We start from the raw sequence: 23,425 nt of genomic DNA, 5'->3' as shown, positions 1-23,425 counted from the left end.
CTCAATCCCTTACGGAGCCCCCATGGAAAAGCGCCAAGAACTCTACGCCGGTAAGGCGAAATCTGTGTATACCACCGACGATCCGGATTTGTTGGTGCTGAATTTTCGTGATGACACCAGCGCCTTCGACGGTAAAAAAGTGGAGTCGCTGGCCCGCAAGGGAATGGTCAATAACATCTTTAACGCCTTCATTATGGAGCGGTTGCAGGAAGCGGGTATTCCTACCCACTTTGTAAAGCAGCTCTCCAATACGGAGAGTCTGGTCAAAAAGATGCAGATGATTCCGGTGGAGTGCGTAGTCCGCAATATCGCCGCGGGTGGCTTGGTGAAGCGGCTGGGGGTCGAAGAGGGCATCGCCCTGACGCCACCGACCTTTGAACTGTTCTTAAAGAACGATGAGAAGGGCGACCCGATGATCAATGAGTCGCTGGCGGAAACCTTCGGCTGGGCCACGCCTGAGCAGTTAGCCAAAATGAAGGTGCTCACCTTCAAGGTTAACCATATCCTCAAAGCGCTGTTTGCTGAAGGCGATATGCTGCTGGTGGATTACAAGCTGGAGTTTGGTGTATTCAAAGGCGAGGTGGTGCTGGGGGATGAGTTCTCTCCGGATGGTTGCCGCCTCTGGGATGCCAACACCCGTGAGAAGCTGGATAAAGACCGCTTCCGACAGGGGTTGGGTGGTGTGATTGAAGCGTATGAGGAAGTTGGCCGCCGTTTGGGCATTACCTTCCCTGCGTAAATCGTCGCGCTTGAATTAGGACGTGGCGTAAGGTTCGATAGCCATCACCTCTAAGGTGGTGGCTTCGCCGTTTTGGCGGGGGCAAAACTTAACGTCCACATCGCGCAGTCGCACACCGTAAAGCCGCTCAGACCCCTGATCTTTTTGCTTATAGGCGGGCCTAGGGTCTTGGCTTAGCACCTGTTCAATTAATGCCCGCAGTGTGGCACTGTCCTGGCGCTGAGCGAGCATGTCCAGCGCTGCGGGATGAAAGGTGACATCCATGAGCGATGGCGCAGCAGGGGCAAAACCGGCCTGTGCGTTGGGGCGAGATTCGGCCCAAGGCAGATAAGGCTTGATATCGACCACCGGGGTGCCACTGACTAAATCGCAGCCCTGGAGAAGCAGAGCCACGCCATGCTGAGTGTCGATAGCGATTAATCTCACCAGCGAGAGCCCCAAGCGGTTGGGGCGGTGGGTGCTGCGGCTGGCAAAAACCCCCACCTTTTTATTGCCCCCCAGGCGCGGTGGCCTTACCAGCGGCGACCAGCGCTCGGGGCTTTGATGAAAAATAAAGCTCAGCCATAGGTGGCTGAAGTCTTCCAAACCGCGCACGGCGAGAGGGTCGTTGTAAGGCGCTGTGAGTACCAGCTGGGCATTGGCCGCCGGAGCGAGCCCCGGTTGGCGCGGGATGCCGAATTTATCGGGGTAGTCGCTAACCACATGACCAATGGGCGTCAGCGTAAAGTGCTCGCTGTTAGGGGCGTCGTCCATCACACTGCCTTTTGCTAGGGTTGATTCGCGTATAATTGATCCAAGTAGTATAAAGCAGGCCAATGCCTTAAGCGTGACCAAATGGGGAATGACCCAGTGGGCATGATCAAAGGAGTCTTGATTGAATGTTAGCTGAACAGCTCAGAGGTGACGCATGACCAATACCGAGGAGCCGCAAGCGCCAACCGGTACGCGGATAATGTATCGTGCGGCGCTGGCCCGGGATGCTGCTGACCAGGCGGAAGTGTTTTACCATGCTGTGATGCAAGGTGCGGCCACACATTATACGCTCTCGGAGCGCAAGGCCTGGGCACAGGCACTGCCCCGAGAGGGCAGCGCGTGGGGAGTTAGGCAGGCGCTCTACACCACCTTGGTAGCAACCTGTGATGGTCGCTGCGTGGGGTTTCTTGAGCTGGATTTAGTCGCCGGGCGGGTTGAAACCCTCTACGTATGGCCCTCATTGGCTGGCCGCGGTATCGGCACCACGCTATTGGTACATGCCGAGCGAATGCTCATTGAAGAGGGCAAGGGGCAAATTGAGATAGAGGCTAGCTCAGTGCTTCATGAGCGCTTACTGCGCCGTGGCTGGGAGAACCACGGCGAGCAGTGGGTCGAGCGAAGCGGGGAACGGCTGTTGCGTTATAAGCTCACCAAGCGGCTTAACGCCGTCGAGACGTAAGCAGAGTTACACGCTATAGCTGCGGGTAATCCGCATGGAAAGATCGATTGAGGCGATGTCCTTGGTCAAAGCGCCGCTGGAAATACAATCAACGCCGGTATCGGCGATTGCCCGCAGGGTGGTGGCGTCCACATTGCCTGAAGCTTCCAGGGTGGCGCGGCCACCGTTAATTTCAACGGCTACGTGGAGGTCTTCAATGGCAAAGTTGTCGAGCATGACAATATCAGCCCCCGCTGCCAGCGCCTGATCCAGCTCTTCAAAGGTTTCTACCTCGACTTCTACAGGCAAGTCGCTGGCTAGCTTGCGTGCCTGGGCCACCGCCGCTTGAATGCCCCCACAGGCAGCAATGTGGTTCTCTTTGATCAAAAACGCGTCCCACAGGCCAATGCGGTGGTTGTGACCGCCTCCACAGGTGACCGCATACTTTTGCGCCAAGCGCATACCGGGTAACGTTTTGCGGGTATCCAGCAGGCGGACGCCGGTGCCTTCGATCAGGTCGACATAAGTGCGGGTGGCCGTGGCAGTGGCCGACAGCGTTTGCAACACGTTAAGTGCCGCCCGCTCGCCGGTCAGCAGGACGCGGGCAGGGCCTTCCAGGGTTAAGAAACACTGACCCGCTTCAAGTTTATCGCCGTCGGCGGCGTGCCAGGTCAGGCTTACCCGACTATCCAGGCGGCGAAACAGCTCATCCACCCAAGGGGCTCCGCACAGTATGGCGGCATCGCGGCTAATCACGTCGGCGCTGGCCCACTGGTGTTCAGGGATCAATTGCGCGGTAATATCACCCGGGCCAACGTCCTCAGCCAACAGGCGAGCGGCGCTGGCGCGGATTTCTTCAGCAAGAGCGGATTGATAATGCATGGCAGTGATTCTCTGAACGTCATCGATTGTGGGCGGCCATTATAATGAAAGAGAGCCGTGGAAGAACGCGTTACCGTAGAGGAGACCATGCGTATGGAAGACAAACAACCCCTTAGCGGTTGGTGGAGTAGCGCCCGGCAAGTCGTTTCACCCAACTGCGACGCCCGGCTCGGTAAGGAGGTCTCGCTACTACTCATTCACGCTATCAGTCTGCCTCCCGGTCAGTTTAGCGGCGACGCTATTGAGGCGCTATTTACCAATCAGCTACCGGTTGATGAGCACCCCTTTTTTACGGAAATAGCGCACTTAAGAGTCTCTGCTCATCTGCTCATTCGTCGTGATGGCGAATGTGTGCAGTTTGTTGATACAGATCATCGTGCGTGGCATGCCGGTCGCTCATGCTGGTGGGACGCTCATCAAGCAGGGTGGCGAACAGCGCTCAACGATTTCTCGGTGGGTATTGAGCTCGAGGGAGATGACGTTACCCCTTACCGTAAAGCTCAGTATAGCGCGCTGGTAGAGGTGACAGTGTGGTTAATGGCGCGCTACCCCGAGATCAATAGCGAGCGTATCACCAGTCATGCCCGTGTGGCGCCGCTGCGCAAAACAGACCCTGGCCCGGCATTTGATTGGGCGTATTTTCATCAGCAGTTGAGTCGCGCATTGCACGCAAGGAGGACGAGTGAGCATTTCACTAGTTAAGTGTTTCACTTCCAACATAATAAAACGGTAGTTTAATTACATTTGGCGACCTGCAGATAGCCGCTTGGAATGCTCTATACATCGCTTATGTTGCACTGCAATAGTTTGTTTTCGATAGGCTTTTCCACCGCGACGGAATTGGCAGCGTGGCGACTTTGAGGTATCTTCACCTATACAAAAGGCTAACGCTTAACAGCATCATGTAGCTTTACTACATCAATAAGTACCCAAATAAGTACGTAGCTTGTTGAATGTAGAGCTAAAACCCCTATCCGGTGTTTGATCACCGGCTGAATATTGGCGCGTGGTGAATTTTCACACCGCCACCCCAGGCCCTTCAGGGTAGCGGGGATTTTTGTCATTTATCGTCATTCGGAGAGACCTCTATGAGTCTGGAGACAAGAGAAGATCTCGATCCGATCGAAACCACGGAATGGATTGATTCCCTGGAATCGGTATTGGATCGTGAGGGCGAAGATCGTGCCCGCTACCTGATGACCCGCCTGGCGGATCGCCTGCGCCGGGACGGCATGAAGGTGCCCTTCTCGGTGACAACCCCGCACCGCAATACGATCCCGGTTCACCGCGAAGCCCCGATGCCTGGCGACCTGTTCATGGAGCGTCGTATTCGTTCCCTGATCCGTTACAACGCCATTGCCCAGGTCATTCGTAATAACCGCGCCAAGCCCGGCCTGGGTGGCCACATTGCCAGCTTTATGTCCTCGGCAACGCTGTATGACGTGGGCTTTAACCACTTCTTCCGCGCTCCCCAGGGCGACTTTGCCGGTGACCTGATTTATATCCAGGGCCACGTAGCACCGGGTATTTATGCCCGTTCGTATCTGGAAGGGCGTCTATCGGAAGAGCAGATGGACAAGTTCCGCCAGGAAGTCGATGGCGATGGTCTCTCTTCCTACCCGCACCCGTGGCTGATGCCGGACTACTGGCAGTTCCCCACGGTCTCCATGGGTCTTGGGCCGATTCAAGCAATTTACCAAGCGCACGTGATGAAGTACCTGCATCACCGTGAGCTGAAGGATATGTACGACCGCAAGATCTGGTGCTTCATGGGCGACGGTGAGTGTGACGAGCCGGAATCCCTGGGCGCTATTTCACTGGCCGGTCGTGAAAATCTCGACAACCTGATCTTCGTTATCAACTGTAACCTGCAGCGCCTGGACGGCCCGGTACGCGGCAACTCCCGCGTCATGGACGAGTTCGAAGGCGTCTTCCGCGGGGCTGGCTGGAACGTGATCAAGGTCGTTTGGGGCCGTCACTGGGATCCGCTGTTCGAGAAGGATAAGAAAGGCATCCTTCAAAAGCGCATGGACGAAGCGGTCGACGGCGAGTACCAGAACTACAAGGCCAACGGTGGCGCGTATACCCGCGAGCACTTCTTTGGTAAGTACCCAGAAACCGAGGCGATGGTCAAAGACCTCTCTGACGAAGATATCTGGAAACTCAACCGCGGTGGCCACGACCCGTTCAAGGTGTATGCGGCCTATCACGAGGCGGTGAATACCTCTAACGGCAAGCCCACGGTCATCCTGGCGCACACCGTTAAAGGTTACGGTATGGGCAGCGGCGATGGCGAAGCGGCCAACGAAGCGCACCAGGTCAAGAGCATGGAGTACGAAGCGCTCAAGACCTTCCGTGATCGTTTCGGTATTCCGATTACCGATGAACAGCTCAAAGACGTGCCCTACTACAAGCCGGAAGAGGACTCTCCCGAGCTCAAGTACATGCACCTGCAGCGTGAGCGCCTGGGTGGCTATCTGCCCAGCCGCCAGAGCGACTTCGAAGCCCTGGAGATTCCCAGCCTCGAAGATAAAACCTTTGCCTCGCAAATGGGGGGCTCGAAAGGCCGTGAAGTCTCCACCACCATGGCGTTTGTACGCGTACTCAATGGCCTGGTGAAAGATAAGACGCTGGGCAAGAAGGTGGTGCCGATTATCCCCGACGAGGCGCGTACCTTCGGTATGGAAGGCATGTTCCGCCAGCTGGGTATCTACACCTCGGAAGGTCAGAAGTACGAGCCGGTGGATAAAGGCCAGATCATGTTCTACCGCGAGGATCAGAAAGGTCAGATCCTCGAAGAGGGCATTACCGAAGCGGGCGCCATGTCGGCCTGGATCGCCGCGGCGACCTCCTACAGCAACAACAACGTCACGCTGCTGCCGTTCTACATCTACTACTCGATGTTTGGCTTCCAGCGCATTGGCGATCTGGCCTGGGCGGCGGGTGACCTGCAAGCCCGTGGCTTTATGGTCGGCGGCACCGCAGGGCGCACCACGCTTAACGGCGAAGGTCTGCAGCACCAGGATGGCCACAGCCTGATTCAGGCCTCCACCATCCCCAACTGCCGCAGCTACGACCCGACCTATGCCCATGAAGTCGCCGTGATTCTGCAGGATGGCCTGAAGCGCATGTTCACCGACAAGGAGAACTGCTTCTACTACCTGACGGTGATGAACGAGAACTACGAGCACCCGGCGCTGGAAAGCGTGCCCGCCGACGATATCGTCAAAGGCATGTACCTGCTGCGCGAAACCAAAGGTGACAAGGGCCGCGTTCAACTGCTCGGTTCCGGCACTATTCTGCGCGAAGTGGAAGCGGCTGCTGAGTTGCTCGAGAACGATTGGGGCATCGGCGCCGATATCTGGAGCGTGACCAGCTTTAACGAGCTGCGTCGTGAAGCGCTGCTGCTGGATCGTGAAGCCTTCCTGAACCCGGACGCTGAGGCCACCAAGCCTCACGTCACTAAGTGCCTGGAAGGGCGCGATGGCCCGGTGATCGCCTCGACCGACTACATGAAGCTATACGCCGATCAAGTGCGCGCCTGGGTGCCGGGTGACTACACTGTACTGGGGACCGATGGCTTTGGCCGTTCAGACACCCGCGAGAAGCTGCGCTACTTCTTCGAAGTAGACCGCTACTTCGTGACCGTGGCGGCGCTACGTGCGCTGGCTGAACGTGGCGAGATTGATCGCAAGCAGGTTGGTGAAGCGCTTAAGAAGTACGGCATTGATGCCAATAAGCCTAACCCGCTGACTAGCTAACCCGCTGACCGGTGGGCGCTTGCCCACCGGCTCGATCCGATTTGGAAGGAGCGCGACCTTGAGTAGCGAAATCATCAAAGTTCCCGATATCGGCGGCGATACCGATGTCGAAATCATCGAGATTGCGGTGTCAGAAGGCGACGTCATTGAAGCGGAAGACACCCTAATCACGCTGGAATCCGATAAAGCCAGCATGGACGTACCGGCCCCGAAAGGCGGCAAGGTACTCAAAGTGCTGGTCAAAGAAGGCGATAGCGTCTCTGAAGGGGACGATATCGTAGAGCTGGAAGTCGAGGGTGGCGGCGACGAGAAGCAAGAGAGCTCGTCGGACAGCCAGGCTGAAGAGGCCCCAGCGAAACAGGATAAGCCGAAAGAGCCGTCTCAAGAGCAGAAGCCTGCGGCTAAAAAGGCCGCCGGTGGTAAGCAGACGGTGGATATCACAGTGCCCGATCTCGGCGGCTCGGACAGCGTCGAAATTATCGAAGTCGCGGTAAGTGAAGGCGATGAGGTCGAAGCTGAAGACACCCTGATCACCCTGGAGTCTGACAAAGCCTCCATGGACGTGCCCAGCCCTCATAGCGGCAAGATCGTCAGTTTTACCGTGAAAGAGGGCGACACCGTCTCGGAAGGCGATGTGATCGGTAAGATGGAGATCGTCGGCGAAGGCGGCGACGACAGTGAAGATGCACCGCAAGAGAGCGCATCTTCTGAGCAGTCGTCTAGCCAAGCCAGCAGCGAGCCCGAAGAATCGGTAGGCGAAGACGATCAGGAAGAGGCCGCCAGCGGTGAACCGGAGCGCAAAGAGATTCGTGTGCCGGATCTTTCGGGTGCCTCTGATGTGCCGATTATCGAGATCGGAGTAGCCGCGGGTGACGAGGTCAACGAAGAAGATCCTCTGATTACCCTGGAGTCCGACAAGGCCTCTATGGACGTGCCTAGCCCCTATAAAGGTAAGCTCCTTGAGCTAACCGTTAAAGAGGGCGACACCGTCTCCGAAGGCGATGTAATTGGCTATATGGAAGTCGCTGGCGCTAAAAAAGCGGCACCGAAAAAGGCGGCGCCCGAAAAATCTGAGCCTAAAAAAGAGACCAAGGCCAGTGAGTCTCCGGCGGGTACGCCCAGTCCGGAAGCACAGATGGCGGCCCATAAGCCTCGGGATGGCAAGCTGGTTCACGCCGGTCCCGCGGTGCGCATGCTGGCCCGTGAGCTGGGTGTCGACTTGGGACTCGTTAAGCCCAGCGGCCCGAAAGATCGCGTGCTCAAAGAGGACGTACAGACCTATGTGAAGCAGGCGATTGCCAATCAGGGTAAAGCTCAGCCCGGCGCGGCAGCCGCGGCTACCGGCGGTGCGGGTATTCCGCCCATTCCGGAAGTCGACTTCAGCCAGTTTGGTGAAGTGGAAGAGAAGCCCATGGGGCGCCTGCTCAAGATGGGCGCGACCAACCTGCACCGCAGCTGGCTCAATGTACCCCACGTCACGCAGTTCGACGAAGCGGACATCACCGAGCTGGAAGCTTTCCGCAAGGCGATGAAGGCCGAAGCGGAAGCCCAGGGGGCCAAGCTGACGCCGCTGCCGTTTATGGTTAAGGCCTGTGCCTTTGCGCTGCGTAAATTCCCGCAGTTCAACGTCAGCCTTAAGGGTGACGGTGAAACCCTGGTATGGAAGAACTACGTCCATATCGGTATTGCCGTGGATACGCCTGACGGTCTGATGGTGCCGGTAGTACGCAACGCCGACAAGAAATCCTTGATCGAGATCGCCAAGGAGATGGCGGAGCTAGGCAAGAAAGCTCAGACCAAAAAGCTCAAGCGCGACGAGATGACCGGTGGCTGCTTCACCATTTCTAGCCTCGGTTCGATTGGTGGCACGGCGTTTACCCCGATCGTCAACGCGCCGGAAGTGGCCATTCTGGGCGTGTCCAAAGCTCAGATGAAGCCGGTTTGGGATGGCAGTGCATTCCAGCCGCGACTGATGCTGCCGCTGTCGCTCTCCTACGATCACCGTGCGATCAACGGCGCCGATGCGGCACGCTTTACCGCTTTCCTGGCAGATGTACTGACCGATATTCGTCGCTTACTGCTGTAATTGGTAGCGATGTGCTTATACAAGCGGCGCCCCTCGGGGCGCCGCTTGTGTTTACTCAACGTAAAGGCTTGCTAAATCTCTCGCTGGGCGACCAAAGTGGTAGATTTAGGGCATTTGGCTGTTTTAATTTAAAAAAATTGAAATAAAAGCGGGTCTCTCAGGCTTTTGGGGAGTTGTGTCGCTTGAGAGGCGCGGTTATTGTCAGTTAACAGAATTTACATACCCATTTTTCATACGCTTTTTTCATACCAAGAACTTCAAGGAGCAGTGCCATGCGTTTAATCCTGTTGGGTGCCCCCGGCGCGGGGAAGGGGACTCAAGCTCAGTTTATTTGCGAGCGCTTTAAGATTCCTCAGATTTCCACCGGGGATATGCTGCGCACGGCCATTAAAGATGGCACTGAGCTGGGCCTGAAAGTAAAAGAGATCATGAACAGCGGTGGCTTGGTCTCTGACGAAATCATCATTGACTTGGTCAAAGAGCGCATCAGTCAGCCCGACTGCGAAAACGGCTTCCTGTTCGATGGTTTTCCACGCACGATTCCCCAGGCTGACGCCATGAAAGAGGGTGGCGTTAAGCTGGATCACGTGGTGGAAATTGCCGTGCCCGATGAAGAGATTGTCAGCCGCTTGGCGGGGCGTCGTGTACACCAGGCTTCGGGCCGGGTTTATCACGTTGAGCACAACCCGCCCAAAGAGCCGGGCAAAGATGATGTGACTGGTGAAACGCTGATACAGCGTGAAGATGATCAAGAAGCCACGGTGCGTAATCGCCTGTCGGTTTATCACGATCAAACGGCACCACTGGTCGATTACTACCAGCAGTGGGCCAAGCAGGATCCCCAGAATGCGCCTCAGTATCACCGCATTGAAGGAGTGGGCAGCGTGACGGATATTACCCGCCAGGTAAAAGAAGCCCTGAGCTGATAAGCGCCTTTAGCTGCACTAGCGTTTTACCTGTTTCGATGGCCCGCTTAATGCGGGCCATCGTCGTATTAGCGTTGCGAAGGTATAATGCTGCAACTTTTCTTTCGAGTGGCCATTTGTTATGCCGTTACATCTGCTTGCCCTTGACGCCTCTTCCAGCGCCTGCTCTGCAGCGCTACTGCGCCAAGGCGACTCGGGCACTGAGTGTCTGGCGCGCTTTGAGATGACGCCCCGTGCCCATACCCGTCGGCTGCTGCCGATGGTGGATGAAGTACTTGCCGACGCACAGGTAACGCCTTCCCAGCTTGATGCCGTGGCTTTTGGCCGCGGGCCGGGTTCGTTTACCGGGCTGCGAATAGCCGCGGGGGCAGCCCAAGGTCTGGCGTTTGGCCTGGACTGCCCGCTACTGGGGGTGTCTACCCTGGAGGCGCTGGCCCTTCAGGCCCATCGACGCTACCACCTACGCCATGTGGTGACCGCTCTGGATGCCCGCATGGGCGAGGTGTATGCCGCCACCTGGCACTGTCTTAACGATACCATCACACCGATGAGTGCCGAGGCGGTACTAGCCCGCAGAGGCTGAGGCTGCCGGGCGACGAAACCGACTGGGTTGGCGTGGGTAGCGGCTTTTCGTTGTGGGAGCAGTTTACTGTCGATGTGCAGCTCAGCATGCCCCAGCATTTGGATGATTTAGAGCCCCGCGCCGAAGAGATGGCGTGGCTGGCGGCGCGTGATTTTGCCACTGGCTTGGGGCAGGCCGCCCACTTGGTTCAGCCGGTTTATCTGCGCAACGACGTGGCCTGGAAAAAGCCTGCATGAGCTTTGTAGAGAGCGACATAAAGGGAATTGTTCTACCTGACGGCTTGCTTTTAGAGCAGCACGGTGACGCGGTAGTGCTGATCGGTGATGAGAAGCGCTACGGCAAGCCACTTAGCATTGACTTTGCGGCGGGCAAAGCGGCTCATCGGCGCCGCTTCGGCGGTGGCCGTGGCCAGTTGGTTGCCAAGGCCTGTGGGCTTGCCAAGGGCGTGACGCCCAGTATCGTTGATGCAACGGCAGGGCTGGGGCGTGATGCCTTTGTATTGGCCAGCCTGGGTGCCCAGGTGTTGTTAATTGAGCGAGTCGCGGCGATTGCGGCGCTATTGGAGGATGGCCTGAAGCGCGCTGCGAGACATAGTGATACGGCGGAAATTGTTGCCCGGATGACGCTGCGTCACGGCGATGCCGCTCAAGCTCTGGCGGATCTTGTCGCCAGTGCGGATTTTATGCCCCAGGTGATACACCTGGATCCGATGTTTCCCCATCGTGAGAAATCGGCGCTGGTAAAAAAAGAGATGCGCTTGTTTCGGGAGTTGGCTGGTGACGATGACGATGCCCCACGGTTACTTGAAGCGGCACTGGATGTGGCTACTCACCGGGTAGTAGTTAAACGTCCTCGTCAGGCGCCGCCGATTGCGGGCCCCGCGCCACAGCACACCCTCGAGGGTAAAACCAGCCGCTACGATTTGTATGTGCATCGCTCATTAGCACGCTAGCGTACTGGCACCCATCAACCCAGGAGCACCTATGCGGCACGAGTGGCGAGAAGGTAATCAATTTACGCTGCTGCCAGAGGCTGCGCGCTTTCTGCCAGCCATGTTTGAGGCAGTCAGGGCCGCGCGCCACTATGTGCTGGTAGAACTCTACCTGATGGAGTCAGGGGAGTTGGCGGATCAAGTCAGCGATGTGCTGATGGAGGCTGCCCAGCGAGGGATACACGTCTGCTTGCTGCTGGACGGCTATGGCGCGATGGGACTCTCCAGCGCTGATCGTCTAAAGCTGCTGCACGGTGGCGTGCGATTGCGCTTTTTTAATCCCATTGGCTTTCACTCTTTGGCGCGTAACTTAAGCCGTGATCACCGCAAAATAGTGGTTATCGATGGTGAGCTTGCCTTTACCGGCGGCTTTGGCGCGGTGGATGAGTTTCTCAACGCTTGGTACGAAATTGCCCTGCGTATTGAAGGGCCGGTGGTGGCCGATTGGGAACTGCTGTTTCGGCGCCTGTGGCATTCGCGCCTGACCCGGGCGGAGAAGGGCGATAGACGCCCGGCGACTCTCCCCCAGCCCCGTAAGCCACGGGCGCTGCCCAATGGCGTGCCTGGGCGGGCAATGTCAGCACGGGGCTACCGCTATCAAGCCATTCGCCACTCACTGCATCATCGTGTCAGCCAGGTAAATGAACGGCTCTGGCTGTGCACGCCCTATTTTGTACCCACTTTTGCGCTGCGACGACGCTTGGTTCGGGCGGCTCGCCGCGGGATTGACGTGCGTTTACTGCTACCGGGAGCAAAGCATGATCATCCCAGCGTACGCTTTGCCGGTCAGCGCTTTTATCACACTATGCTCAAGGCTGGAGTGCGTATTTTTGAGTTTCAGCCGACCTTTATCCATGCCAAATTTGTGCTCGCCGATGAGTGGGTGAGCATTGGTTCGTGTAACTTTGATCACTGGAATTTGCACTGGAACTTAGAGGCTAACCAAGAGGTGAAGGATCCGAAGCTCGCGGCCGATGTACGCGAACTGTTTGAGCGTAACTTTGCCGCCAGCCAGGAGGTTGATGCCGAGGCATGGGCGGCCCGGCCTTGGGGGCAGCGCGTCCGGGAGTGGCTCTATGGTGTGCTTGACGCGCTGATAATGCGGCTTAAATAGCGTCGTATGCCTACGTGCTTACCTACGTCTCTATCGAAGCACCTAGCGCTTTTTGCCTTTTGCAGGCGTTTTTTTGCGCGGTTTGGGTTTGGGCGTTTCCTGGGGCACGCGGTAGTGCAGGTAAAGATCCAACACCAGTTCCGGCAACTGTACCACCAGTGACTCCTGGCGCGCTTGATCCTTGGCCAGCTCGGCCATGTCCGGCTCATCGTCGAACAGTCCGGAGAGCAGCATAAACGGCAGCAGTAGAGTGGCGGCGGCCTCTTCATCGTCCTGGAACCAGGCGCTCTCGTCGCTGAAGACGCCCTCCATAAAGCCCGCACACCAATCGCCAATCGGCGTCTCTTCGGCAGGTTCACCGCCCAGAGTGAGTTCAAAGGGGAGTTCCGGTAAGCCGCCTTGCTCGAGTACCGCCACCGCATTGTCGCGCAGTAGCGTGAGCAGGGTGGTAATCTCATCGCGCTCGGCATCGTCGGCGTAGCGCGGCTCACCCTGGAATAGCTCCGCCAGCCACTGGGTCGTGGGCACTTCGCTGGGGGCTACCGCAAGGGCCACTAAAAACCATGGGCAGAGATCAGATCCAGGGCGTCTTCATCCACTTGATCGGAATCGAGGAAGTCGTCCAATCTATCCAACTGCTCATCCTCGAGCAGTGGTTGCGGGGGCGTGTTCGTTTCAGGCGTATCGCTGCGCTCTGCCATGAGTAAAGCCTCGTTAATACAAACATTCATCAATGGTTATCTTTAACGGCTAGTTTATCACTAATGAAGACATTACCACTGCCCCCCTGGCCCGCCGCTGAATTGGCAGCCATGTCGGAAACGGCGCTGCACCAGGCCGCGCGGGTTCGCGTTGAGCAGGCGTGGCAGCGCTGCTGTGAAGTGTGTCCTGCGCTGCCAGCTCCCAACGTGTGGTTTAACCTGCGCGGCGCCTCTGCCGGGCAAGCGCACCTTGGTCACGGCGGTTTACGTTTTAATCCGGTACTACTGAATGAAAACCGCACGGCTTTTTTTGATGAGGTGATTCCCCATGAAATGGCTCACTGGCTGGTGTTCCATTTGGATAATGGCCCGCGTCTGAAACCCCACGGGCACGAGTGGAAAACGGTAATGCGTGATCTTTTTGGTTTAGTGCCCAGCGTGACCCATCGGTTTGACATTAAGCAGGCGCAGTCCGCACCTTATCGTTACCAGTGCGATTGCCGCTTTCATCAATTTACCCCGAGGCGTCATGCTTTAGTGGTAAATGGGCGCCGCTACCGCTGTCGAAACTGCGCTAAGACCTTGGTCTACAGGCCTGAAGTTGTCTCGTGATTTGTTTATAAATCTTTGTTTTTTAAATAAAAAACGATAATACCAATGTCTAAAGGGAAGCCTGCGCGAGGAGGTTTATGCTAGGGGAACATTAATGGCAGTCGATACTTACGATAATGGCCAATCAGGCCCCATAAATAGTCGTATCGACTACAGTTTCTTAGAGAGTGCATTTTCACGGACAGAGGCAATTTTATGAGCGATCAACAGAACGTCTATCCGGTGCGCGACGATTTCGCCGCCAATGCCTGGGCCGATAAAGCCAAATATGAGGCCATGTATCAGCAGTCGATGGACGACCCGGAAGGCTTCTGGGCCGAGCAGGCCAAGCGTCTGGACTGGATTAAAGCGCCCACTAAAATCAAAAATACCTCCTTTGCGCGTGACAATGTCGATATTCGTTGGTTTGAAGATGGCCTGCTGAATGTCAGTGCCAATTGCCTTGATCGCCATCTTGAGAAGCGTGGTGATCAGACGGCGATCATTTGGGAAGGCGACAATCCCGACGACTCCAAACATATTACCTATCGTGAACTCTATGCACGCACGAATCAGCTGGCCAATGCGCTGAAAGAGCTGGGTATCGGTAAAGGCGATACCGTCACGCTGTATATGCCAATGATTCCCGAAGCCGCCATGGCGATGCTGGCCTGCTCGCGTATCGGGGCCGTTCACTCGGTTGTTTTTGGTGGCTTCTCGCCGGACGCCGTTGCCCAGCGTGTTATCGGCGCCGACTCCAAACTGGTGATTACCGCCGATGAGTCGGTACGCGGTGGCAAGCACGTGCCGCTGAAGGAGAACGTGGATGCCGCCCTGACCCGTGACGGCACTGATGTGTGCAAAAACGTCTTGGTGGTGAAGCGCACCGGCGGTGAGATCGACTGGAAAGAGGGCCGCGATGTCTGGTTTGATGAGCTGGTCGACAAGCAGTCCAGCGAGTGTGAACCGGAAGCCATGGGCGCCGAAGACCCGCTGTTTATTCTCTACACCTCCGGTTCTACCGGTGCGCCTAAAGGCCTGAAGCACACCACCGGTGGCTACCTGACCTATGCTGCCATGACCCACCAGTACGTGTTTGACTATCAAGAGGGTGAAATTTACTGGTGCACCGCGGATGTTGGCTGGGTCACCGGGCACAGCTATATCATCTATGGCCCCTTGGCCAATGGTGCGACCACACTAATGTTTGAGGGCGTGCCCAGCTATCCTACCCATGGCCGGATGGGGGATATCGTTGATAAGCACAACGTTAATATTCTTTACACTGCGCCCACTGCGGTGCGTGCCCTAATGGCTCATGGCGAAAACGTCATGGACTCCAGCAAGCGCGATAGCCTGCGCTTGCTTGGCTCAGTGGGCGAACCTATTAACCCGGAAGCCTGGGAGTGGTTCTACCGCGTTATCGGCAACGAGAAATGCCCGATTGTGGATACCTGGTGGCAAACCGAAACCGGTGGCATCATGATTGCCCCTTTGCCGGGCGCCACGCCGCTTAAGCCTGGCTCTGCGACGGTGCCGTTCTTCGGTGTGAAGCCCGCACTGGTCGATAATGAAGGCAATCAGCTGGAAGGCGCCACTGAAGGTAATCTGGTGATTCTCGACGCCTGGCCGGGCCAGGCGCGCTCTATTTGGGGTGACCACGAGCGTTTTGTCCAGACCTACTTCTCGACCTACGATGGCATGTACTTCACCGGTGACGGCTGTCGCCGTGATGAGGATGGCTACTACTGGATCACAGGCCGTGTGGATGACGTTCTGAACGTCTCCGGTCACCGCATGGGCACCGCCGAGATTGAATCGTCGCTGGTTGCCCACAGTGCCGTTGCAGAAGCAGCCGTTGTTGGCTTCCCACACGATATTAAGGGACAAGGCATCTATATTTATGTCACCCTGAATGACGGTATCGACCCGACAGATGAGCTCAAAAAAGAGCTGACCCAGTGGGTGCGCAAGGATATTGGCCCGATTGCGTCGCCGGATGTCATTCAGTGGGCGCCAGGCTTGCCGAAAACCCGCTCGGGTAAAATCATGCGCCGTATTCTGCGCAAGATTGCTGCCAACGAGTGTGATGGCTTGGGTGACACCAGTACTCTGGCGGATCCCTCGGTGGTCGATGAGCTGATTGAGCACCGCGCCAATCAGTAAGGGCGCACTACTATAGGCTGTTTAGCCTAATCAGGCCTGTTTATCTCGTAAAACCGTGCCGACCTGAGTAGGTCGGCACGATTGTGTTTGTAGATATGGATTTATAGATACGCGTTTATAGATACGTGTTTCACTCGGATGAACGATCTATTATAAATTGTGCATGTGATGCTTGGGCATGATGAAGCCCATGGGGTACCATGCTTCACAACCGTAAGAGCCTAGCGTCGCGGCGGCAGACAACCCCGCTGCTCGAGGAACCGGAGGAATATCCATGGCAGTAGCTCATAAGTTTATCGTCGCTGACGATCACCCGCTGTTTCGTGCAGCGCTGACCCAAGCGTTACGCCAGTTGGCCCCCCAGGCGGAAATTGTCGAAGCGGATACCATGGAAGCCACCACTGACGTGGTGAATCGCCATCCTGATGCCGACTTGATTCTGCTCGATCTGCATATGCCGGGAGCCCACGGCTTCTCCGGTTTGATCCAACTGCGTGGTCAAATGCCCGATATTCCCGTGGCGGTAGTATCAGGCAGCGATGAGCCCTACGTGGTGCGTCGTGCTATTGACTACGGCGCGTCGGGTTTTATCCCTAAATCATCGTCGCTACAACTAATTGCTGAGGCCGTAGGGGAGATCCTGGAGGGCGAAGTGTGGTTGCCAGAGGCGTTGGCCAACGTGCTGGAAGAGACCAGCGAAGAGGAGTCGCGCTTCGCTGAGGCGATTGCCTCGCTGACCCCCCAGCAATTCCGCGTCTTGAATATGCTCACCGAAGGCCTGCTGAATAAACAGATCGCTTACGAACTGAGTGTCTCTGAAGCCACGATCAAAGCCCACGTAACAGCGATTCTACGTAAGCTTGGCGTGCACTCGCGTACTCAAGCGGTGATCGCGGCTCAAAAACTTGAAGTAGAGCCACCGAAAGTCGTTTCCTAAGCCAGTACCAACGGCTATACAACCGCGGCGCTTAACGCGCCGCGCGATTGGCCTGCAGGGTGCGCGTCAGTAACGCCCTCAACGCCGCGGGTTTAACCGGCTTCAGCAGTAGTTGATAGCCCGCCCGTTTGATCTCTTCGGCCACTGCCTCGGTTCGGTCAGCGGTAATCACGATCCCTGGCACCGCCCCTTCAAAACGCTCGCTGAGCGCTTCCAGCGCCATTAACCCGGTGACTTCGTTATCCAGATGGTAGTCGGCCAGAATCGCGTCCGGGTCGCCATCCATATTGCGCAGGATCGATTTGGCTCCGCCGATACTGGTGGCGGTAAATACCTCGCAGCCCCAGCCGCTCAGCATGGCGGTCATACCTTCCAGAATCAGTGTCTCATTGTCGATACACACAATCCGTGTGCCACTCAGCTTATGGCTGCCGCGCCTCGTCTGCGGCTCGAGTTCGCCACTGCTTGCCTCGCTGGCTGCCACAATCGGCACGCTAACTGAGAAAACCGCGCCTTTGCCTACCGTCGAGCGTACTTTAATGGGGTGATCCAGCACCCGGCTCATACGGTCAGCAATCGAGAGCCCCAGGCCCAGCCCTTTCTCACTCTCTTTATGGCGTGAAACCTGATCCAAGCGTCGGAACTCCTGGAAAATCTCCGTCAGCTTGGACTCAGGAATGCCGGGGCCGCTGTCCCATACTTCAATGGAGAGCCAGCCTTTTTGGCGGCGACAGCCCAGCAGTACGCGCCCCTCTTGGGTATAGCGAATGGCGTTGGAGAGGAAGTTCTGCACAATGCGGCGAAGCATTTGCGGATCTGAGTCGACCCAGAGCTGGGTAGGCACGACCTCTAAATCCAGACCGCGCTCGTCCGCCATCACTTCAAACTCGGCGCGTAGCGGGCGGAAAATATCGGCCAGGGCGAAGTGACTGCGCCGCGGCGTTAAAGCGCCTGCGTCCAGCTTGGAGATATCCAGCAGGGTGCTTAGCAGCTCTTCGGCGGCCTGCAGCGAGTTGTCGATATGGCCAACGATGCGCTGAGTATCGGTAGTAGTCACGTTCTGCATCAGTGCAGAGGTAAATAGCCGCGCCGCGTTCAGCGGTTGCAGCAAGTCGTGGCTGGCCGCGGCCAAAAAGCGCGTCTTCGAGGCATTGGCATCTTCCGCCAACTGCTTGGCCTGGCGCAGCGCAAGCTCCGCCTCGGCACGTACCCGGTTCTCCTGGCGCAGCGCCGCGTTGGCTTCGGAGAGTGCCTGGGTGCGTTCGCGTACACGCTCCTCAAGGGTTTCGTTGGTCTCTTTAAGGGCAATCTCTGCCTGGCGGCGCTCGGTAATATCCTGATAGAGCGCAAAGAAGCCTAGAATCGCCTGGCTGTCACCAAAGTGCGGCGTGTAAGTGACCAGCATATAGCGCATCGCCTCGTTGACTCGCAGCGAGACTTCAAAGCTGACTCGCTCACCGTTAAGCGCGCGGTTCACCCAGGGGGCACGCTCCTCTGCCTGTTTTATCGGCAGCACGTCCTCAAAGCGGCGACCAATCACCGCGTTGCGGTCAATATTGAACGCCTGCTCGTAGGCGCGGTTGGTAAATAGGTAACGGCACTCTTTATCGAAGTAAGCAATCAGCGCGGGCACGTTGTCGGTGTAGATACGGATATTGTTTTCCGAGCGGATCAGCGCCTCTTCGATGCGCTTCTGCTGGGTAATATCCTGATAGGTATACACAAAACCGCCGCCGGGCATGGGATTGCCCTGCACCTCCAGCACGCTGCCATCCTGGCGGTAGCGCACGTAGCGGTGGGGTTGGCCTTCGCGGATATTGTCGAGCAGTAGCTGCACGTGCTCTTCCGGGTCACCGGGGCCATACTCGCCGTTGTGGGCGTTGTAGCGGAAAATGCGATCAATGGGCGCACCCACGCGAATCAAATGGTCAGGGAAGCGGAAGAGTTCCAGATAGCGCTGGTTCCAGACCACCAGGCGCAGGTTCTGATCGACCACGCTGATACCCTGATTAATATTTTCGATGGTGGCCTGGAGCAGCGCCCGGTTGAACTCCAGCACCTGTGAGGCCTCATCGACAATCGAAATGACATCCGAGATGCCAATGCCGCGCCCTTGAAGCGCCGAGTTAACCACGATACGTGCCGATGAAGCGCCCAGCACTGAGGCCAGAAAGCGCTCGGTGAACTGGATGATATCGATTGAGGCACGGGTGCCGTCATCCAGCGGTTTACCTACCCGACGGGCATAGTCATCGAAGGCACGGTCTACCTGACCAGCCCCTAGAAAACGTTCACACAGGACTTTTAAATCGCCAACGGTGGTCGCCCCGGTCCAGGGGCGGTTAACCGAGGTTTGACGTGTCTCCACGCTATCGACAAACAGCGAGGCCTGAATGCGCTCCACCACCCGCTGCGAGGTGACCTGGGAAACGAAAATGTAGCAGAAGAGGTTAACCCCGAGGGAGAGCATTACGCCGTGAGTAAAGCTGTCGCCCAGGTTGAGACCGAACAGCGTCGTGGGTGATAGCCAGTTAAGCCCCAGCGGGCCACCGTCAAGCCAAACGGAGGGCAGTACGCCCGCGTTGATCATCGCCGGCATCAGCAGGCTATAGGCCCAAATGGCGAAGCCCGCATTCATACCGACAATCACCCCAAGCCGGTTGCCGCGCTTCCAGTAGAGCCCGCCAATCAGCGCCGGAGCAAACTGGGCGGCGGCGGCGAACGAGAGCATGCCAATCGAGGCCAGCGAGGTGAATTCGGCAATCAACTGATAGAAGCCGTAGGCCATGGCCAGGACGGCAACGATGGTTAAGCGCCGTGCGCGTAGCACCAAACGGCCATAATCCCGCGCTTTGGTATCAAACCAGCGCAGACGGAATAGCGCCGGGATCACAATTTCATTGGAGATCATGATCGACACCGCTACGGCGGCAACAATCACCATGCCCGTTGCCGCCGAGAAGCCACCGATAAAGGTAAGCAGGGTTAACCACTGGTGGCCTGAGGCCATGGATAGTGCCAGCACATAGGTGTCGGGCTCTACGCCGCTTTCGGAAAACAGCAGGAGACCAGCGGCGGCAAGCGGCACCACAAAAAAGGCAATGGCCAGCAGGTAGAGGGGGAACAGCCAGCGGGCTTTCGTGGCGTCGTCAGGGTGAATATTCTCCACTACCGCCACATGGAACTGACGGGGCAGGCACAGAATCGCTAGCATCGCCAGCAGTGTTTGTGCCCAGAAACTCTGGCCAAAATCCTGGTTGGCCAACTGGCGCTGGAGTTCGAGCTGGCTTTCGGCATGCCCCATCAGCTCACCCAGGCCATCAAACATGCCCCAGGTGACAAAGGCGCCGAGTATTACGAAGGCCAGCAGCTTGACCAGCGATTCAAATGCGACGGCGTGGATTAAGCCTTCATGGTGTTCGGTGGCATCGGTGTGGCGGGTACCAAAGAGAATCGCGAAAATCGCCATCACAATGGCCACATAGAAGGCCGTATCGCCAAACAGCGGCGTATGGGTCACATCGGTGGCATCGGTAAGAACGCTAAAAGTAGTGGATACCGCTTTTAGCTGTAGCGCAATGTAGGGCAGGGTGCCGACAAGTGCGACCAGGCTGGCAAAGGCGGCCAGCGACTGGGTCTTGCCGTAACGGGAGGCAATAAAGTCGGCAATGGAGGTAACGTTTTGATGCTTGGCGACGCGAATCATTTTGGCCAGCACCGGCCAGAAGAGCAGAAACGTCAAAATCGGCCCGACGAAGATGCTCGCAAATGACCAGCCCGCGGTGGCGGCTTGGCCAACTGCGCCGTAAAACGTCCACGAGGTACAGTAAATAGCCAGCGCCAGGCTATAGATGATCGGACGCCGACGGGTGGCGCCATGGGTACGCGCGCGGCGATCTCCGTACCAAGCGATGCCGAATAGAACGGCAATGTAGAGTAACGAAACCGCTACCAGTAGCCCGCCGTGAAACATGCCTTTCTCCCCGCCAGAGTGTGCGACCCACTAAACGTTCGCTAATAAAAAGGCTTTATTCTAGGCGAAGTGGAGGGGTCTATACGACCATTCCCTCGGCTTGTTTATATCACTGGCTTTTTTTATCTATTGATTAGGCTATGCGCAAACGTTGTTGAGTAGCGGTGACGTTTCACGCAGGGTGCGAATCTCTTCCAGAATGGGTTCACGGGTGTCGTCATCCAGCGGTACCAACTCGCGGTTATCACAATTGAGTAAGTAGGGCTGGGTGATCAAAATATCGGTGTGGTGGCGTTCAAACTGATAAAGGATAAATTCTGCCAGGCGGGCGCCATCCTGCTCACTCATGCGAATGCTGTCACTATCGATCATGCTGAACTTGGTGGTCATGGGAATGAAAAAGGTCCATGGACGCCATATCGCCGTGCTACGTTCGGTGGAAATGACCGTAGCGGTCTCAGGAAGCTGCGCCTGCTTATGCTCAAACCAGCTGTACTCGACCTGGATTTGATAACCCAGCATGCCCAGTCCACCACACACCGGTACGATCCACTTGGGGAGCCGCTTACCGCTCAGTGACCGAAGTATTAAGCCAATCCCTGCCGCCGCAAGACCGGCAAAAACCGCGGCGATCAAATGCCATATCATAAAATATCCTTTTAAAAAGCCGTTTATAAAAGCTATCTATAAAAGCCATCGGGCCTCCCTAAGGAAGCCCGATGGTTAGGTCACTCCTAAGCGACATCACAACAGTGCGATAAGCCGCCCGGATGGATTATGACTTAATGGTCGATCGCCATACCAGCACCTTTCGGATAGCGAACGCTCTCCACCAGATCCTGAATTTCCTGCGGCGGTGCAGCGGTCACTCGGGATACCGCAAAGGCAACGGCGAAGTTGATCATCGCGCCTACGGCACCGAAGGAGAGCGGCGAAATACCGAAGATCCAGTTATCCGGCGTGTTGGCCAGCATGTTAGTGCCTGGTACGAAGAACCAACCCAGGTAGGTGAAGATGTACAGCAGCGTGCAAATCAAGCCCGCCAGCATACCGGCAATTGCACCTGAGTTGTTCATTCGCTTGGAGAAGATACCCATCATGAGCGCTGGGAAGAGCGAGGCGCCAGCGATACCAAAGGCCAACGCCACCGTTTGTGCCGCAAACCCAGGCGGATTAAGCCCCAGGTAGGTGGCCAGTAGTATCGCGCCACCCATGGAGATTCGTGCTGCCAGCATCTCGCCTTTTTCGGTGATCTTGGGGTTGATCATGGTTTTGATCAAATCGTGACTGACCGCGGAAGAAATTGCCAACAGCAAGCCTGCTGCGGTAGAGAGTGCCGCCGCAATACCACCGGCTGCGATCAAACCAATAACCCAGCCGGGAAGATTGGCAATCTCCGGGTTGGCGAGTACCAGGATATCGTTATTAACGGTCAGTTCGTTGCCTTCCCAGCCACGATCAGAGTAGTCGGCAGCATCATTATACATCTGAATACGGCCGTCATTGTTGAGATCATTGAAGCTGATCAGGCCCGTTTCTTCCCATGTACGCACCCAGTCTGGGCGCTCTTCGTAGAGAATCGGGTTTCGCGCAGCCTCTTCGTAGTTCTCAACCTGCCCCGCCATTTCGGGGTAGACGGTGGTTGCCAGGTTTAAGCGAGCCATCGAACCAACGGCTGGCGCGGTCAGGTAAAGCAGGGCGATGAACACCAGCGCCCAACCGGCAGACCAACGCGCATCAGCGACTTTCGGTACCGTGAAGAAGCGGATGATAACGTGGGGTAGACCGGCAGTACCGACCATCAGCGACAGGGTGAACAGCACCATGTTGAGCTTGTTGTCCACATCGGCGGTGTAATCCTGGAAGCCAAGAGCGGTCACCACGTCATCCAATTTAGCCAGCAGCGGAACGCCGGATTCAGTATGTGTGCTGAACATACCGAACATCGGGATCGGGTTGCCGGTTAATTGGAAGGCAATAAACACCGCAGGAATGGTGTAAGCGATGATTAGAACGATGTACTGAGCTACCTGTGTGTAGGTAATGCCTTTCATACCACCAAATACGGCGTAGAGGAAAACGATCAGCGCGGCTAACCAGATACCCCAGGTGTTGCTGACTTCAAGGAAGCGTGAGAACGCCACGCCCGCACCGGTCATTTGACCGATAACGTAGGTAACCGACGCTACAATCAAGCACACGATCGCAACCAGGCGAGCGGTGTTGCTGTAGAAGCGGTCACCGATGAAGTCAGGCACGGTGAACTTACCAAACTTACGCAGGTAAGGGGCTAACAGCATCGCCAGGATAACGTAGCCACCGGTCCAACCCATCAGGAAGGTGGAGTTGGCGTAGCCACCAGAGGCCAGCAAACCCGCCATGGAAATAAACGACGCCGCTGACATCCAGTCCGCCGCGGTAGCCATACCGTTGGTGATAGGGTGTACCCCACCCCCCGCGACATAGAAGTCTTTCGTTGAGCCGGCGCGCGCCCAGATCGCAATGCCTATATATAAGGCAAAGGAGGCGCCGACGAACAGTAAGTTAATTGCAAACTGGCTCAT

16 protein-coding genes and 2 pseudogenes are annotated in these 23,425 nt (G+C 56.7%); 12 read left to right on the top strand and 6 right to left on the bottom strand.

The window, feature by feature from the left end:
- Nucleotides 1–22: 22 nt before the first annotated feature.
- The gene (gene purC / locus OM794_RS17265) at nucleotides 23–739 is read left to right on the top strand and encodes a phosphoribosylaminoimidazolesuccinocarboxamide synthase (RefSeq protein WP_088699390.1); all 717 of its coding nucleotides are present in this window, start codon (nucleotides 23–25) and stop codon (nucleotides 737–739) included.
- Nucleotides 740–754: 15 nt separating this feature from the next.
- On the opposite strand, the gene tsaA is transcribed toward purC, so the two are convergent.
- The gene (tsaA, locus tag OM794_RS17260; protein ID WP_226250647.1) at nucleotides 755–1,492 is read right to left on the bottom strand and encodes a tRNA (N6-threonylcarbamoyladenosine(37)-N6)-methyltransferase TrmO; all 738 of its coding nucleotides are present in this window, start codon (nucleotides 1,490–1,492) and stop codon (nucleotides 755–757) included.
- Nucleotides 1,493–1,646: 154 nt separating this feature from the next.
- Here tsaA and OM794_RS17255 point away from each other — a divergent pair, with 154 nt between their 5' ends.
- On the top strand, nucleotides 1,647–2,171 hold the full coding sequence (locus OM794_RS17255) for a GNAT family N-acetyltransferase (protein ID WP_226250646.1): 525 nt from the start codon (nucleotides 1,647–1,649) through the stop codon (nucleotides 2,169–2,171).
- Between the two features lie 6 nt (nucleotides 2,172–2,177).
- Here OM794_RS17255 and nadC read toward each other — a convergent pair whose 3' ends face one another.
- Nucleotides 2,178–3,032, bottom strand: coding sequence for a carboxylating nicotinate-nucleotide diphosphorylase (nadC, locus tag OM794_RS17250; RefSeq protein ID WP_226250645.1), 855 nt, complete (start codon nucleotides 3,030–3,032; stop codon nucleotides 2,178–2,180).
- 93 nt (nucleotides 3,033–3,125) lie between these two features.
- On the opposite strand from nadC, the gene ampD reads away from it, so the two are divergent.
- The 7 genes and pseudogenes from ampD to OM794_RS17215 all read left to right on the top strand — a co-directional run bounded on the left by ampD (nucleotide 3,126) and on the right by OM794_RS17215 (nucleotide 12,493).
- Nucleotides 3,126–3,734: a 1,6-anhydro-N-acetylmuramyl-L-alanine amidase AmpD gene (gene ampD, locus OM794_RS17245; RefSeq protein WP_226250644.1), complete on the top strand. Its 609-nt coding sequence runs from the start codon at nucleotides 3,126–3,128 to the stop codon at nucleotides 3,732–3,734.
- Between the two features lie 386 nt (nucleotides 3,735–4,120).
- On the top strand, nucleotides 4,121–6,793 hold the full coding sequence (gene aceE, locus OM794_RS17240) for a pyruvate dehydrogenase (acetyl-transferring), homodimeric type (RefSeq protein WP_226250643.1): 2,673 nt from the start codon (nucleotides 4,121–4,123) through the stop codon (nucleotides 6,791–6,793).
- A 58-nt stretch (nucleotides 6,794–6,851) separates the two neighbouring features.
- Nucleotides 6,852–8,879 (top strand): pyruvate dehydrogenase complex dihydrolipoyllysine-residue acetyltransferase, encoded by a 2,028-nt coding sequence (gene aceF, locus OM794_RS17235; protein WP_226250642.1) that lies wholly within the window; start codon nucleotides 6,852–6,854, stop codon nucleotides 8,877–8,879.
- A gap of 272 nt (nucleotides 8,880–9,151) precedes the next feature.
- Nucleotides 9,152–9,805, top strand: a complete 654-nt coding sequence (adk, locus tag OM794_RS17230) for an adenylate kinase (RefSeq protein WP_226250641.1) — start codon at nucleotides 9,152–9,154, stop codon at nucleotides 9,803–9,805.
- A 121-nt stretch (nucleotides 9,806–9,926) separates the two neighbouring features.
- Nucleotides 9,927–10,624 (top strand): annotated as a pseudogene (gene tsaB / locus OM794_RS17225) (tRNA (adenosine(37)-N6)-threonylcarbamoyltransferase complex dimerization subunit type 1 TsaB).
- A complete protein-coding gene (locus OM794_RS17220) occupies nucleotides 10,621–11,340 on the top strand; it encodes a class I SAM-dependent methyltransferase (RefSeq protein WP_226250639.1) in 720 nt (239 codons plus the stop codon). The pseudogene tsaB and the gene OM794_RS17220 overlap by 4 nt, the downstream one beginning before the upstream one ends.
- A gap of 31 nt (nucleotides 11,341–11,371) precedes the next feature.
- A complete protein-coding gene (locus tag OM794_RS17215; protein WP_226250638.1) occupies nucleotides 11,372–12,493 on the top strand; it encodes a phospholipase D-like domain-containing protein in 1,122 nt (373 codons plus the stop codon).
- A 42-nt stretch (nucleotides 12,494–12,535) separates the two neighbouring features.
- Here the strand turns inward: OM794_RS17215 and OM794_RS17210 are convergent.
- Nucleotides 12,536–13,194, bottom strand: a pseudogene (locus OM794_RS17210) (YecA family protein).
- A gap of 63 nt (nucleotides 13,195–13,257) precedes the next feature.
- Between OM794_RS17210 and OM794_RS17205 the strand changes: the two are divergent.
- The 3 genes from OM794_RS17205 (at nucleotide 13,258) to OM794_RS17195 (ending at nucleotide 16,888) form a co-directional block, all read left to right on the top strand.
- Nucleotides 13,258–13,806 (top strand): SprT-like domain-containing protein, encoded by a 549-nt coding sequence (locus tag OM794_RS17205; RefSeq protein ID WP_226250637.1) that lies wholly within the window; start codon nucleotides 13,258–13,260, stop codon nucleotides 13,804–13,806.
- A gap of 195 nt (nucleotides 13,807–14,001) precedes the next feature.
- Entirely contained in the window at nucleotides 14,002–15,951 is a 1,950-nt protein-coding gene (acs, locus tag OM794_RS17200; protein WP_226250636.1) for an acetate--CoA ligase, read from the top strand.
- Between the two features lie 274 nt (nucleotides 15,952–16,225).
- Nucleotides 16,226–16,888, top strand: coding sequence for a response regulator (locus OM794_RS17195; RefSeq protein ID WP_088699402.1), 663 nt, complete (start codon nucleotides 16,226–16,228; stop codon nucleotides 16,886–16,888).
- Nucleotides 16,889–16,919: 31 nt separating this feature from the next.
- On the opposite strand, the gene OM794_RS17190 is transcribed toward OM794_RS17195, so the two are convergent.
- The 3 genes from OM794_RS17190 to OM794_RS17180 form a co-directional block, all read right to left on the bottom strand.
- Nucleotides 16,920–20,861, bottom strand: coding sequence for a NahK/ErcS family hybrid sensor histidine kinase/response regulator (locus OM794_RS17190; RefSeq protein ID WP_226250635.1), 3,942 nt, complete (start codon nucleotides 20,859–20,861; stop codon nucleotides 16,920–16,922).
- Nucleotides 20,862–20,999: 138 nt separating this feature from the next.
- Nucleotides 21,000–21,509 (bottom strand): hypothetical protein, encoded by a 510-nt coding sequence (locus OM794_RS17185; RefSeq protein WP_226250634.1) that lies wholly within the window; start codon nucleotides 21,507–21,509, stop codon nucleotides 21,000–21,002.
- 134 nt (nucleotides 21,510–21,643) lie between these two features.
- Complete coding sequence (locus tag OM794_RS17180) at nucleotides 21,644–23,425, bottom strand: sodium:solute symporter family protein (protein ID WP_226250633.1); 1,782 nt, start codon at nucleotides 23,423–23,425, stop codon at nucleotides 21,644–21,646.

The sequence above is a fragment of the Halomonas sp. BDJS001 genome (assembly GCF_026104355.1).
GTDB lineage: Bacteria > Pseudomonadota > Gammaproteobacteria > Pseudomonadales > Halomonadaceae > Vreelandella.
Note: the sequence above shows the minus strand (reverse complement) of the source record. Positions and strands in the feature narration are given on the sequence as shown.

What these genes read in the sequence shown, in the direction of transcription:
- ampD (WP_226250644.1), top strand. Translation starts at nt 3,126, where the DNA reads ATGGAAGACAAACAACCCCTTAGCGGTTGGTGGAGTAGCGCCCGGCAA.
- OM794_RS17255 (WP_226250646.1), top strand. Translation starts at nt 1,647, where the DNA reads ATGACCAATACCGAGGAGCCGCAAGCGCCAACCGGTACGCGGATAATG.
- OM794_RS17190 (WP_226250635.1), bottom strand. Translation starts at nt 20,861, where the DNA reads ATGTTTCACGGCGGGCTACTGGTAGCGGTTTCGTTACTCTACATTGCC.
- aceE (WP_226250643.1), top strand. Translation starts at nt 4,121, where the DNA reads ATGAGTCTGGAGACAAGAGAAGATCTCGATCCGATCGAAACCACGGAA.
- adk (WP_226250641.1), top strand. Translation starts at nt 9,152, where the DNA reads ATGCGTTTAATCCTGTTGGGTGCCCCCGGCGCGGGGAAGGGGACTCAA.
- OM794_RS17220 (WP_226250639.1), top strand. Translation starts at nt 10,621, where the DNA reads ATGAGCTTTGTAGAGAGCGACATAAAGGGAATTGTTCTACCTGACGGC.
- nadC (WP_226250645.1), bottom strand. Translation starts at nt 3,032, where the DNA reads ATGCATTATCAATCCGCTCTTGCTGAAGAAATCCGCGCCAGCGCCGCT.
- OM794_RS17195 (WP_088699402.1), top strand. Translation starts at nt 16,226, where the DNA reads ATGGCAGTAGCTCATAAGTTTATCGTCGCTGACGATCACCCGCTGTTT.
- acs (WP_226250636.1), top strand. Translation starts at nt 14,002, where the DNA reads ATGAGCGATCAACAGAACGTCTATCCGGTGCGCGACGATTTCGCCGCC.
- purC (WP_088699390.1), top strand. Translation starts at nt 23, where the DNA reads ATGGAAAAGCGCCAAGAACTCTACGCCGGTAAGGCGAAATCTGTGTAT.
- OM794_RS17185 (WP_226250634.1), bottom strand. Translation starts at nt 21,509, where the DNA reads ATGATATGGCATTTGATCGCCGCGGTTTTTGCCGGTCTTGCGGCGGCA.
- OM794_RS17215 (WP_226250638.1), top strand. Translation starts at nt 11,372, where the DNA reads ATGCGGCACGAGTGGCGAGAAGGTAATCAATTTACGCTGCTGCCAGAG.
- tsaA (WP_226250647.1), bottom strand. Translation starts at nt 1,492, where the DNA reads ATGGACGACGCCCCTAACAGCGAGCACTTTACGCTGACGCCCATTGGT.
- OM794_RS17205 (WP_226250637.1), top strand. Translation starts at nt 13,258, where the DNA reads ATGAAGACATTACCACTGCCCCCCTGGCCCGCCGCTGAATTGGCAGCC.
- OM794_RS17180 (WP_226250633.1), bottom strand. Translation starts at nt 23,425, where the DNA reads ATGAGCCAGTTTGCAATTAACTTACTGTTCGTCGGCGCCTCCTTTGCC.